Annotated in this window: 11 protein-coding genes; 3 read left to right on the top strand and 8 right to left on the bottom strand. The window is 64.8% G+C overall.

Annotation, left to right across the window (positions count from 1 at the left end):
- Positions 1 to 53: 53 nt before the first annotated feature.
- Positions 54 to 1,391, bottom strand: a complete 1,338-nt coding sequence (gene dddP / locus ACROUL_RS09755; RefSeq protein ID WP_431299302.1) for a dimethylsulfonioproprionate lyase DddP — start codon at positions 1,389 to 1,391, stop codon at positions 54 to 56.
- Positions 1,392 to 1,530: 139 nt separating this feature from the next.
- Between dddP and ACROUL_RS09760 the strand changes: the two genes are divergently transcribed.
- On the top strand, positions 1,531 to 2,316 hold the full coding sequence (locus tag ACROUL_RS09760; protein WP_431299303.1) for a heme-dependent oxidative N-demethylase family protein: 786 nt from the start codon (positions 1,531 to 1,533) through the stop codon (positions 2,314 to 2,316).
- 34 nt (positions 2,317 to 2,350) lie between these two features.
- Positions 2,351 to 3,226 carry an alpha/beta hydrolase fold domain-containing protein gene (locus tag ACROUL_RS09765; protein ID WP_431299304.1) on the top strand — a complete coding sequence of 292 codons (876 nt, stop codon included), beginning with the start codon at positions 2,351 to 2,353 and terminating at the stop codon, positions 3,224 to 3,226.
- A 3-nt stretch (positions 3,227 to 3,229) separates the two neighbouring features.
- On the opposite strand, the gene ACROUL_RS09770 is transcribed toward ACROUL_RS09765, so the two are convergent.
- From ACROUL_RS09770 to ACROUL_RS09780, 3 genes are all read right to left on the bottom strand, one after another.
- Positions 3,230 to 3,925, bottom strand: coding sequence for a hypothetical protein (locus ACROUL_RS09770; RefSeq protein ID WP_431299305.1), 696 nt, complete (start codon positions 3,923 to 3,925; stop codon positions 3,230 to 3,232).
- Between the two features lie 135 nt (positions 3,926 to 4,060).
- Positions 4,061 to 5,470, bottom strand: coding sequence for a type I glutamate--ammonia ligase (gene glnA, locus ACROUL_RS09775; protein ID WP_305571394.1), 1,410 nt, complete (start codon positions 5,468 to 5,470; stop codon positions 4,061 to 4,063).
- 70 nt (positions 5,471 to 5,540) lie between these two features.
- Complete coding sequence (locus ACROUL_RS09780) at positions 5,541 to 5,879, bottom strand: P-II family nitrogen regulator (protein ID WP_431299306.1); 339 nt, start codon at positions 5,877 to 5,879, stop codon at positions 5,541 to 5,543.
- 179 nt (positions 5,880 to 6,058) lie between these two features.
- Here ACROUL_RS09780 and ACROUL_RS09785 point away from each other — a divergent pair, with 179 nt between their 5' ends.
- Positions 6,059 to 7,747: an NAD(P)H-hydrate epimerase gene (locus ACROUL_RS09785; RefSeq protein WP_431299307.1), complete on the top strand. Its 1,689-nt coding sequence runs from the start codon at positions 6,059 to 6,061 to the stop codon at positions 7,745 to 7,747.
- Positions 7,748 to 7,783: 36 nt separating this feature from the next.
- Here the strand turns inward: ACROUL_RS09785 and ACROUL_RS09790 are convergent, their stop codons facing one another.
- Genes ACROUL_RS09790 through ACROUL_RS09805 form a run of 4 tightly spaced genes read right to left on the bottom strand, consistent with a single transcriptional unit; the run spans position 7,784 to position 11,805 of the window.
- Positions 7,784 to 9,211 carry a mannitol dehydrogenase family protein gene (locus tag ACROUL_RS09790; RefSeq protein WP_431299308.1) on the bottom strand — a complete coding sequence of 476 codons (1,428 nt, stop codon included), beginning with the start codon at positions 9,209 to 9,211 and terminating at the stop codon, positions 7,784 to 7,786.
- Positions 9,212 to 9,213: 2 nt separating this feature from the next.
- Positions 9,214 to 9,981: an L-iditol 2-dehydrogenase gene (locus ACROUL_RS09795; protein ID WP_431299309.1), complete on the bottom strand. Its 768-nt coding sequence runs from the start codon at positions 9,979 to 9,981 to the stop codon at positions 9,214 to 9,216.
- Positions 9,978 to 10,967 (bottom strand): ABC transporter ATP-binding protein, encoded by a 990-nt coding sequence (locus ACROUL_RS09800; RefSeq protein ID WP_431299310.1) that lies wholly within the window; start codon positions 10,965 to 10,967, stop codon positions 9,978 to 9,980. Before ACROUL_RS09800 ends, ACROUL_RS09795 begins: the two co-directional genes overlap by 4 nt.
- A gap of 7 nt (positions 10,968 to 10,974) precedes the next feature.
- Entirely contained in the window at positions 10,975 to 11,805 is an 831-nt protein-coding gene (locus ACROUL_RS09805) for a carbohydrate ABC transporter permease (RefSeq protein ID WP_431299311.1), read from the bottom strand.
- Between the last annotated feature and the right edge of the window lie 12 nt (positions 11,806 to 11,817).

The following is an 11,817-nucleotide window of genomic DNA, read 5'->3' on the forward strand; positions in this document are numbered from 1 at the left end:
GGCCGGGGCGCTGCCCCGGGCCCCGGGATACTTTCGGACAGATGAATGACCGGTCAGGACAGGAGGCGCGGGTCGAAGGGGTAGGTGGTCAGGTTTTCGTGGCCGGTTTCGGTGATGAGCACCTGATCTTCGAGCTTGATCGAGAAATCACCACCTTCGGGCGAGATCAGCGCCTCGACGCAGAGGACCATGCCGGGTTGCAGTTCGACGTCGAAGGCTGCGTCGAGGCCCGCGTCGGGGTAGGGTACGAAGGGCCATTCGTCGCAAAGGCCGACCCCGTGCATCTTGCAGGAGTATTTCTGCCGCCAGTATTGCGCGTCAAGCTGGTGACCGCCGTGGATCAGATCCTTGATCGCGACGCCGGGTTTGAGCATCGCCATGTTCTGGTCGATGTGGTCGCGGGCGTGGTGCATGGCGGAAATCATCGCGTTGGTCGGGCGCTGGTCACCGACCCACCAGGTGCGGCTAATGTCGATGCAGATGCCGTAGGCGCCGATCAGGTCGGTGTCGAAGGCGACAATCTCGTTGTTCTGCACGATCCGCGGGCCGCATTCCTGAAACCAGGGATTCGTGCGCGGGCCGGAGGCGAGGAGGCGGGTTTCGATCCATTCGCCGCCGCGGCGGATGTTGCCCTTGTGGAGTTCGGCCCAGATGTCGTCTTCGGAGGTTTTGCCCAAGGGCACGTTTTCGCGGGTGAATTTCTCCATTTCAGCGATCGCGCTTTCGCAGGCGTGGTGGGCGCAGCGCATGGCGAGGATGTCGTCGGGGCCCTTGATCGCGCGGGTGCGTTCGGTGATGACCTCGCCTTCCAGCACCTCGAAACCGGCGGCTTCGAGCGAGCGCAGGCCGTGGATCATGATCTTGTCGACGGCGAGGCGGGTGTTGGTGCCGGCGTGGGCACGCATCACCTCGGTCACCTGCTGGGCGAAGCTGTCGGCGTGTAGTTTGGTGTGGTCGCCCGACACGTTGTAGAAGAACGACGCACCGGAGCGCAGTTCGGCCACGCGGGGGTTGAAGGTGACGAGGAAGGGGGAGTTCTTGTATTCCCACATCACCATGTGGCCGTCGGCGCAGAGAAGGCAGGCGCGGAACGGGTTGTGGCTGTTCCAAAGCTGCATGTTGGTGGTGTCGGTGGCGTAGCGGATGTTCAGGGGGTCGAACATCAGAAGGCCGCCAATGTCTTGTTTTTGCAAGGCTTCCGTAAGACGGCGCCAGCGGTAATCGCGCATGGCTTCGAGGTTTGGCGGGGTGAGCCCGGCTTCGGCCCATTCGGTGAAGGCAAGCTGGGTCGGGCCGATCTCGACGCGGTTGTTGTCGTTCGGTGTGCCGTCGGCAAGGGACGCGCCACGGGTGGGGTCTATCTTGCGGGTCTCGGCGTAGTGGTGGTTCATGGCGGCCTCTCTGTTCTGGGCAGCCTCGCGCGGGTGCAGGTTGGGGGCTTGGCTGCCGGCGACGGGTTCGTGTCGCAAACGGCGGGTTGAAGGCGGAGCGGCGGCGTGGTGAAACGGGCGGATCGAAGGGAGAAGACCCATGCAAGACGCGCCGATCCTGCAATCGCGCCTGCCGTTTCTGCCGTGGATGGACCCGCGCACGAAGCGGTTGCCGGGGATATTGCCGGTGGAAGGGGACGAGTGGCTGCGGGTGGATGACGCCTTCGGCGCGCAGATGGCGCTGCGCGACCGGCTGATTGCGGAACGGCGGGAGGCGGTTCACGCCGTGACTGCGGATGGTATGGCAGGTGTATGGGAGTTGTATGGCACAGTGCTGGCAAGACTGGCGCAGACGCCGGGGTATCGGGTTGGGCAGACGTCGGTGATGCGGCCGGATGGGGTGGAAGTGGCGCTGGATCCGGCCGCACCGCTGGCGACCCTGGGGCGATTGGTGCAGGAAGATCTTTGCCTGATGGAGGCGCGGGGCGAGGAGTATGTGTTGACCGGCGCGATCCTGTGTTTTCCGGCAAGCTGGACGCTGGCGCAGAAGATCGGGCGGCCGATGACGGGAATTCACGAGCCGGTAACGCCCTACACCGAGGATATTGCACGCCGTGTGCATCGGCTGTTCGAGGCGATCCGGCCGGAGCAGCCTTTGTGGCGGATGAATTACCTGACCTATGACGATTTCGTGCTGCACCAGCCGAGGCTGGAGGGCGAGCGGCGGCCGAGGCCGGAGGGGCATGTCTTTGTGCGCTGCGAACGGCAATGTCTGGTGCGGCTGCCGGTCACAAGGGCTGTGGTTTTCACCATCCATACCTATGTGGTGGAGGCGAACACGCTGACCGAAGCGGAGTTCGCAGCACTGCGCGAGGCGGTGCATTGAAACGGCAGATAAGCGGGGTAACAGGGTGACAGGTGTGATCAGGCGGACGGTGCTGGGGGCGGGGCTGTTGGCGGCGGCGGGGGCTGCGGTCTATGTCTGGCGCGATCGCGGCACGGGGGCGACGGAGGCGGACATCGCCTATGGGGCCGACCCGCGGCAGCGGCTGGACATCTACCTGCCCGAAGGTGAGGGGCCGTTTCCTTGTGTGGTCGAAATTCACGGCGGCGCGTTCAAGATCGGCGACAAGTCGATGATGCCGGTGTCGCAGGCAGTGCTGGACGCAGGGATCGCGGTGGTGCGGATCAACTACCGCTATTCCAGCACGGCAGTTTGGCCGGCACAGGGCGACGACTGTCTGGCGGCGGTGGTCTGGTTGCAGCGCGAGGGGCGGTCGCATGGGATCGACCCGTCGCGGCTGGCGCTGTGGGGCCAATCGGCGGGGGCGTTTCTGGCGGTGTCAACTGCGCTGACGCTGGTCGAGGCGGGGTTGCCGCCGCGCGCGGTGATCAGTTTCTACGGCCCGATGGATTTTTCGACGATGGACGCCGACATGGCGACGTTGGGACGAGTGGCTGCGATGGGGGCGACCGATCCGGCGGACAGCGCGGAAAGCCAGTTGCTGGGCTATGCGGTGGGCGAGAACCGGGATGCGGCGCGCGATGCCGGGCCGATCGGTCGGCTGAGTGCACTGCGCGAGCCGTTGCCGCCGATCTTCATCCGGCATGGCGATGCGGACCCGCTGATTGCAGATTTGCAGGCGAGCCGGTTGCGCAATGCATGGACTGCGGCAGACCCAAGCGCCGAGGTGGATTTTGCGCTGGTGCCGGGGGCGGGGCATGGTGGTGGCGGGTTTGACACCGACGAGGTGATGGCACCGATGGTGGCGTTTCTAGTGCGGACGCTGGCCTGACGGTCAGTCGTCGTCGCGGATTTGGCGCAGGTCTTCGCCGTTCAGATGCGCGAGCGTGGCGCGGACTATGCCGTAGGGCAGCGCCGCGGCAATCAGCGTCCAGCCAAGCGCGGTGCCTGCGGCCGAGGTCAGGGTGTCGGCGAGGGCGGACGGCTGCGCTTTGGTTCCGGGGGGAGAGGGTGGCGCTGCGGGGTTGGTGGCGGGCGTGTCTTCTAGTGCGGACCGGATGGCGGCGAGGGTTTCGGCGTCTTCCTGCGGTGGTTCAGGCAAGGTGACTGGTGCGGTCGGCATGTCGGCCGCAGGCTGGGGCGGTTCGGGGGCCTGGACCGGAGCGGTCCGGGCGAAGCGGTCGCGGCGGCGGTGGCTTTCCGGCGCGGCGCTGCTGGCGGCTGCATCGATCAGGTGCGCCGTGGCGGCGATCCACGAGGCGACGGTCTGGTGCGACGGTACAAAGCGTTCGGCACGGCCAAGGCGCGCGGTCGGGACGCGCCATGTGCCTTCGGCGACGCGCGTGGACAGCGCGGCAGTGCCGGTGGCGGTGCGCGCAATCAGGGGAGCGATGCCGTCACGGGTCAGGTGCAAGCTGGCCACGGCAAAGGCGCGGGCATCGAATTTCGGTTTCTGCGATCCTTCGGCCCAGATCTGGGGGCGTTCGGGCTTTGGCTTGATCTTGCGGGGCTTGAGCCTGTCATCGGCCATCTGGGTGATCCTGCGGCGGCGCTGCCGGGGCGAGGGTACGACAAGCGCGGGTTTGCTGGCAACTGTCTGACACCGTGATGGTGCAAAGCAAAAAGGGCGCCCGAAGGCGCCCTTTCCTTGTGCCGGGCTGGTGCCTCAGCAGGAGTAGTACATCTGGTATTCCACCGGATGCGGCGTGTGTTCGAAGGCGTAGACCTCTTCCCACTTCAGCGCCATGTAGCTTTCCAGCTGGTCCTTGGTGAACACGTCACCGGCCAGAAGGAAGTCGTGGTTCTTTTCAAGTTCCTCGAGCGCCTCGCGGAGCGAGCCGCAGACGGTCGGGATCTCGGCCAGTTCTTCCGGCGGCAGATCGTAGAGGTCCTTGTCCGAAGCCGGACCCGGATCGATCTTGTTCTTGATGCCGTCAAGGCCGGCCATCATCAGCGCCGCGAAAGCGAGGTAGGGGTTCGCCGACGGATCGGGGAAACGGGCCTCGACGCGCTTGGCTTTCGGCGATTCCGTCCACGGAATACGAACGCAGCCAGAGCGGTTGCGGGCCGAATACGCGCGCAGAACCGGCGCTTCAAAGCCCGGGATCAGGCGCTTGTAGCTGTTGGTGCCGGGGTTCGTCAGGGCGTTCAGCGCCTTGGCGTGCTTCAGGATGCCGCCGATGAAATAGAGGGCCTCCTGCGACAGGTCGGCGTATTTGTCGCCTGCGAACAAGGGCTTGCCGCCCTTCCAGATTGACATGTTGACGTGCATGCCCGAACCGTTGTCACCCTTCATCGGTTTCGGCATGAAGGTCACGGTCTTGCCGTAGGCGTGGGCCACGTTGTGGATCACGTATTTGTACTTTTGGATGTTGTCGGCCTGTTCGACCAGACCACCGAAGATCATGCCCAGTTCGTGCTGGCAGGTGGCGACCTCGTGGTGGTGCTTGTCGACGCGGATACCCATGCGTTTCATGGTGGACAGCATCTCGCCGCGCAGGTCCTGCGCTTCGTCGATCGGGTTCACCGGGAAGTAGCCGCCCTTGTGGCCCGCGCGGTGGCCGTAGTTGCCGCCTTCGGTCACGGTGTCGGTGTTCCAGGCGGCTGCCTCGGCGTCGATCTCGTACGAGACCTTGCGCGGCGTGACCGAGTAGCGGACATCGTCGAAGATGAAGAATTCAGCTTCCGGCCCAAAGTAGGCGGTGTCGCCGACGCCGGACGCCTTGAGATAGGCTTCGGCCTTGATCGCGGTCTGGCGTGGGCAGCGGCTGTAGGCCTCGTTCGTGTCGGGTTCAACCACGTTGCAATGCACGCACATGGTCTTTTCGGCGTAGAACGGGTCGATGTAGACCGAAGCGGCATCGGGGATCAGCTTCATGTCGGACTGGTCGATCGACTTCCAGCCAGCGATGGAGGAGCCGTCGAACATGAAGCCTTCTTCGAAGAAGTCTTCATCCACGAGGTCGGCCACCAGCGTCACGTGCTGCAGCTTGCCCTTGGGGTCGGTGAAGCGGATGTCGACGTATTCGACTTCCTCGTCTTTCATCAGTTTCAGAGCCTTCGCAACTGCGCTCATCATGCTGTCCTTCTGGTTGGAGTTTCGTGCCGGGTTGCCCCGGTGTTTTCAGTGCCGGTGTTTCAGCGGGTCAGACCGCGTCGTCGCCGGTTTCGCCGGTGCGGATGCGGATGGCCTGTTCGACCGTGGATACGAAGATCTTGCCGTCGCCGATCTTGTCGGTGCGCGCGGCGGAAACGATGGCCGCGATGGCCGCGTCGACCATGTCGTCGGTCAGCACGACCTCGATCTTCACCTTGGGCAGGAAGTCGACGACGTATTCTGCGCCACGGTAAAGTTCGGTGTGGCCCTTCTGGCGGCCGAAACCCTTGACCTCTGTCACGCTGAGGCCCTGAATGCCGGCCTCCTGCAAGGCTTCCTTGACCTCATCAAGCTTGAACGGCTTGATGATCGCCTCGATCTTCTTCATCGCTGGCCTCCCCCGTCGAACCGCCCCGTGATGGCGTCTTGGACCTCTGATCACTTCCCTGCGGCGGGGACAATTGGCTAGGGTGAGGGTGGCGGAAGCGGGCCTTGGAATTTGCGGGTGGTGCCTAATTTTTGTGCGATCCGGCGTGAAATGGGGCGGTTTGTGAAAAGGGGTTGCGAATGACCGAACTGCTGACAGGCGCACAGATGCGGGCGGTCGAGGCGGCTGCGATCGCGTCGGGCAAGGTCACGGGGCTGGAGCTGATGGAGCGCGCTGGGCGGGGCGTGGTCGAGGCGGTGTTCGGGGAATGGCCGGAGTTGCGGGTCGGGTCGTTCCGGGCGGTTGTGCTGTGCGGGCCGGGCAACAACGGCGGCGACGGGTTCGTGGTGGCGCGGTTGTTGAAGGAGTGGGGTTGGGAGGTGGAGGTGTTCCTGCATGGGGACGCCGGGCGGCTGCCGCCAGACGCGCGGACGAATTATGAGCGGTGGCGGACGATGGGGGAGGTGAGAGACATTCCTTCGGCTTTCCAGGCGTCGGGTTCAGGGCCTGACTTGGTCGTAGACGCGCTGTTCGGCACCGGTCTGACGCGAGCGGTTGAGGGTCTGGATGACACGTTTCGGGAGATGGCGGATGCGCGGAAGTCTGGGTTTTCAGGCGGCCGGAGTGGCTTTGTGTCCGTCGCCATTGATCTGCCGAGCGGCATCTGCAGTGACAGCGGTCGCGCCCTCACGCCCGGGCGGTTCGGCGGTCTGGGTAAAGACGCTGCTGCTGAACCGGCAGCGGCGGTGGATCTTACGGTGACCTTTCATGCCATGAAACTCGGCCACCATCTGAGCGATGGGCCAAGCCACTGCGGCAGGGTCCGCGTCTGTGACATCGGGCTGGACCATGGGAACGGGACGATCAGAACAGTTGAGCCAGACACGTTTGGCCTGATGAAACGGGATGGTCACAAATACACTTACGGTCATGCCCTTGTCCTGTCTGGCCCGACGGGTCGCGGGGGGGCGGCGCGGTTGGCGGCGCGGGGGGCTTTGCGGATCGGGGCGGGGCTTGTGACGGTGGGGTGTCCTGTGGAGGCCCTACCCGAACATGCGGCGCGGTTGGACGCGGTGATGCTGCGCGAGGCGCCGGATGCAGCGGCCTTGGGCGAGGTGCTGGAGGACGGGCGGATCAATGCGCTGTGTCTGGGGCCTGGGATGGGTGTTGGCGAGCGCGAGGCGGGGTTGGTGGCGGTGGCGTTGGGCGTGCCTGTCGGCGGCCCCTCACCTCCGGCCGCTCTCTACCAGGGGGACGGGAGAGGAGAGGGGGCCGAGGATAGTAGTGAGGCGCGTCCCCTCGCCCTCGTGGGGAGCGGGGATCGCCGACGGGTCGTGCTGGACGCCGATGCGCTGACGATTCTGGCTGGGCGGCCGGAGTTGTTCGCCGCGCTGCATGAGGGATGCGTGGTGACGCCCCATGTGGGCGAGTTTGCCCGGTTGTTTCCCGATATTGCCGGGAAGCTGTCGGCCCCGGCATCGAAAGGTCCGGCCTTTTCCAAGGTCGATGCGGCACGGGAGGCGGCGGCGCGGGCGGGGTGTGTGGTGTTGTTCAAGGGGGCCGATACGGTGATTGCGGGGCCGGATGGCCGCTGTGCGATCAACTCGGCGCATTACGACCGGGCGGCACCGTGGCTGGCGACTGCGGGGTCGGGGGATGTGCTGGCAGGGTTAATCACGGGGCTGCTGGCGCGAGGCTTTTCGCCCTTTGACGCGGCCTGCACGGGCGCTTGGCTGCATGTGGAATGCGCGCGCAGTATCGGGCCGGGGCTGATTGCGGAAGATCTGGCTGACGCGTTGCCGAAGGTGTTTCGCGCGCTGGAAGTGTGATTGGCGGCGTGGGCGGGGGCGCGCGCCCCCCGCCCATCAAGCGGCGATGTAGTCGGCGAGGGTCTTTGCGGTGCCATTTGACCAAAGTGCATTCAGCGCCTTGGTGAAGGCGGCGGCGAAGCGGGGGTCGCGGTTCAGGTCACCGTAGATCGGCTTCATCTGCAGCCAGACGACAGGGGCATCCTTGGCGGCTTTCGACTGGGCTTGCAGGTAATCCCAGTTCGGGTCGTTGGGCTGGATCGGGGTGCCGCTGTCGGTGGTGCCAAAGCAGTAGCGGCACCAGAGTGCCGAGACGAGGGCTAGGCCTTCGATCTTGCCGCCCTTGGCAAGCGCGTCGCGGAGCGAGGGGATGATGAACTTCGGCTGGCGGTTGGAGCCGTCGAGGCAGAGGCGGCGCTCGGTATCGGCCACCTCGGGGTTGGAAAATCGCTGCACGATCAGGCGGTAATAGTCGGCGATGTCGGTGTCGGGGACAGGGGCTACGTAGGGGATGATCTCATCGGTTTCGACCTTGTCGAGGAAGCCGCGGATCAGGGGATTGGCCATCGCCTCGTGGACGTATTCGATATCCATGAGCCCACCAGGGTAGGCGATGGTGGCGTGGCCGCCGTTCAGGATGCGGATCTTCATCGCCTCGAACGCATGGACGTGAGACGTGAAGGTGACGCCGACCTTTTGCAGCGCGGGGCGGCCTGCGGGAAAGTGGTCTTCCAGCACCCATTGCCGGAACGGCTCGCAGGTGACCGGGACCGGGTCTTGCCCGAGGCCGAAGCTGGCGGCGAGGTCGCGTTCGCGCGGACCGGTGGCTGGGGTGATGCGGTCGACCATGCCATTCGGGAATGCGACGGTGGCGGCGATCCAGTCGGCCAGCGCGGGGTCGTTGATCCGCGCAAGGCCCACGACGGCGGACTGCGTGACATGGCCGTTGCCGGGCAGGTTGTCGCAGGACATGACGGTGAAGGGCGGCGTTCCGGCAGCGCGGCGGGCCTTTAGGGCGGCGATGATGGCGCCAAAGGCTGTGCGGTGCGGGTTTGGCGCATCAGCGGCTATTTCGGGGGCGTGCGGGTCGAATTTGCCGGTGGCAGGGTCGATGAAATAGCCGCCTTCGGTGACGGTGAGCGACACGATGCGGATTTCGGGCCGTGTCATCGCGGCGATGAGCGAGGCATTGTCGGGTTCCACCGGCAGAAAGTCGATCATGGAGCCCACGCGGCGGGCGGATTTGCCGTTGGGATCAAGCTCGATCACGGTGGAGAGGCAGTCTTGCGCCTTTAGGGCGTCGCGCATCCGGGCGTCGCCGTCGCGGACACCGGCACCGAGGATGGCCCAGTCGTGGCCTTCGCCAAGCGCGAAGAGGTCGTCAAGGTAGACGGCCATGTGCGCGCGGTGGAAGTTGCCAAGACCGATGTGGACGATGCCGGGCGTAAGGCGCGAACGATCATAGGCAGGAAGTTGGGCTTGCATGGTCAGGCCATCCAGTTGCCGCCGTCCACGCCGAAGCATTGGGCGACGATGTATTTCGCTTCGGGCGTGGCGAGGAAGATCGCCATGCCTGTGAGGTCTGCGGCGGTGCCCATGCGGCCGAAGGGGACGGCTTCGCCGACCTCGCGCTTTTTCTGGCCGGGGGCCTTGTTTTCATATTTGGCGAAGAAGGCGTCGACGCCGTCCCAATGTTCACCGTCGACCACGCCGGGGGCGATGGCGTTGACGTTGATGCCGTGGCGGATGAGGTCGAGGCCGGCGGATTGAGTGAGCGAGATGACGGCCGCCTTGGTGGCGCAGTAGACGGCCACCAGACCTTCGCCGCGGCGGCCGGCTTGCGAGGCCATGTTGATGATGGTGCCCGATTTGCGCGGGACCATGTGGCGGGCGGCGGCTTGCAGGCAGAAAAGCGTGCCCGCGACGTTGACGGCGAAGAGCTTGTCATAGTCGGCGCGGGTGATTTCCACGATGGGCGCCGCGGAGAAGAGGGCGGCGTTGTTGATCAAGATGTCGAGTTTGCCCATCCGGTCGATCGCATGGGCAAAGCCGGCGTCGATGCTGGTCTGGCTGGTCACGTCCATCTGCACGGCGACGGACTTGGGACCAAGATCGGCCACGGCCTTTTCCAGCGCGGCAGCGTTGATGTCGGCCACGGCGACGGTCGCACCCTCGGCGATGTAGGCGCGGGCGAATTCAAGACCGATGCCGCGGGCGGCACCCGTGATGAGGGCGGTTTTTCCTTGCAGTCTCATAGTGCCATTCCGTTTGCGTCGAAGCGGTGGATCTTACCGGCGGGGGCGAGCTTGATGCGGTCGCCGTGGTGAACATTCAGTTCGCCCGGGCCGCGGACGTTTATGATGCCAAGGCTGGGGACATCGACCTTGATGAAGCTGTCGGAGCCGAGGTGTTCGGAAAGGCCGACCACACCTTCCCACGGGCCGTCGCCGACGGTGATGTGTTCGGGCCGGATACCGATGGTGTGGGCGCTGTGCTTTGCCGCCTCGGACCCGGTGATGAGGTTCATGCGCGGTGAGCCGATGAAGCCTGCGACGAACACGTTCTTCGGGTTGTGATAGAGCGTCAGCGGGCTGCCGACCTGTTCGATGCGGCCCGCGTTCAGCACCACGATCTTGTCGGCCATCGTCATCGCCTCGACCTGATCGTGGGTGACGTAGATCATCGTGGTTTTCAGCGACTGGTGGAGTTCGCTGATTTCCTGCCGCATGCCGACGCGCAAGGCCGCATCGAGGTTTGAGAGGGGTTCGTCAAAGAGGAAGGCGGCCGGTTCGCGCACGATGGCGCGGCCGATGGCGACACGCTGGCGTTGGCCGCCTGACAGTTGGCCGGGGCGACGGTCGAGGTAATTGGACAGGTTCAGGACAGACGCGGCGCGCTGGATGCGCTTTTCCGCCTCGGCCGGGTCCATCCCGGCCATCTTGAGGGGGAAGCCGATATTCTTCTTGACCGTCATGTGCGGGTAAAGCGCGTAGCTTTGGAACACCATCGCCAGTCCGCGCTTAGCGGGGGGAAGGGCAGTGGCATCCTTGCCGTCGATCTCGATCGTGCCGGAGGTGGTATCCTCCAGCCCCGCGATCAGGCGCAGGAGCGTGGACTTGCCACAGCCCGAGGGGCCGACGAACACGACGAATTCGCCGTCGTCGATGGCAAGGTCGATCGACGGGATGACGTCGACCTCGCCAAAGCTTTTGCGCACCGATTTGAGTGTGATTTGTCCCATGTCTCTCTCACTTCACCGCGCCGAAGGTCAGACCCCGGACGAGTTGTTTCTGGCTGAACCAGCCAAGGATCAGGATCGGCATGATGGCCATCGCAGAGGCCGCCGAAAGTTTCGCATAGAACAGGCCCTGCGGGGCGGAGAAGCTGGCGATGAAGGCCGACAGGGGGGCCGCCTTGGTGGTGGTCAGCACGATGGTCCAGAACGCCTCGTTCCAGGCGAGGATGATGTTCAAGAGCATGGTCGAGGCGATGCCCGGCAGCGCCATCGGGGTCAGGACATAGACGATCTCGCCCCAGAGCGATGCACCGTCCATCCGGCTGGCTTCGAGGATTTCACCGGGGATTTCCTTGAAGTAGGTGTAAAGCATCCAGATGATGATCGGCAGGTTCATGAGCATGAGCGCGAGGATCAGGCCGATTCTGGTGTCTATCAGCCCGGTGCGCTGGAAGATCAGGTAAAGCGGGATCATCACCGCAACCGCAGGCATCATCTTGGTGGACAGCATCCACATCAGCAGGTCCTTGGTCTTTTTGCCGGGCACGAAGGCCATTGCCCAGGCCGCGGGGATCGCAATCGCCAGACCGAGGAGCGTCGAGCCGACAGCCAGCACGACCGAGTTCCAGAAGAACCGCGGGTAATCTGACCGCGCCCAGACCTCGGCGTAGTTCTCCAGCGTCCAGTCGGCGGTGAAAAGCTCTGGCGGGCTGGCGACGGCAGAGGCTTCGGTCTTGAACGAGGTCAGGATCATCCACAACACCGGGAAGAAGATGATCAGTGCCACGGTCCATGCGGCCAGGGTGACAAGGAACTTGCGGCGGGGGGTTACGGCGCGTGCCATGCGGGTGCTCCT

Source organism: Tabrizicola sp. BL-A-41-H6, from assembly GCF_050632395.1.
Lineage (GTDB): Bacteria > Pseudomonadota > Alphaproteobacteria > Rhodobacterales > Rhodobacteraceae > JAUYQR01.

What these genes read in the sequence shown, in the direction of transcription:
- ACROUL_RS09770 (WP_431299305.1), bottom strand. Translation starts at nt 3,925, where the DNA reads ATGGCCGATGACAGGCTCAAGCCCCGCAAGATCAAGCCAAAGCCCGAA.
- dddP (WP_431299302.1), bottom strand. Translation starts at nt 1,391, where the DNA reads ATGAACCACCACTACGCCGAGACCCGCAAGATAGACCCCACCCGTGGC.
- ACROUL_RS09805 (WP_431299311.1), bottom strand. Translation starts at nt 11,805, where the DNA reads ATGGCACGCGCCGTAACCCCCCGCCGCAAGTTCCTTGTCACCCTGGCC.
- ACROUL_RS09780 (WP_431299306.1), bottom strand. Translation starts at nt 5,879, where the DNA reads ATGAAGAAGATCGAGGCGATCATCAAGCCGTTCAAGCTTGATGAGGTC.
- ACROUL_RS09785 (WP_431299307.1), top strand. Translation starts at nt 6,059, where the DNA reads ATGACCGAACTGCTGACAGGCGCACAGATGCGGGCGGTCGAGGCGGCT.
- ACROUL_RS09795 (WP_431299309.1), bottom strand. Translation starts at nt 9,981, where the DNA reads ATGAGACTGCAAGGAAAAACCGCCCTCATCACGGGTGCCGCCCGCGGC.
- ACROUL_RS09800 (WP_431299310.1), bottom strand. Translation starts at nt 10,967, where the DNA reads ATGGGACAAATCACACTCAAATCGGTGCGCAAAAGCTTTGGCGAGGTC.
- glnA (WP_305571394.1), bottom strand. Translation starts at nt 5,470, where the DNA reads ATGAGCGCAGTTGCGAAGGCTCTGAAACTGATGAAAGACGAGGAAGTC.
- ACROUL_RS09760 (WP_431299303.1), top strand. Translation starts at nt 1,531, where the DNA reads ATGCAAGACGCGCCGATCCTGCAATCGCGCCTGCCGTTTCTGCCGTGG.
- ACROUL_RS09790 (WP_431299308.1), bottom strand. Translation starts at nt 9,211, where the DNA reads ATGCAAGCCCAACTTCCTGCCTATGATCGTTCGCGCCTTACGCCCGGC.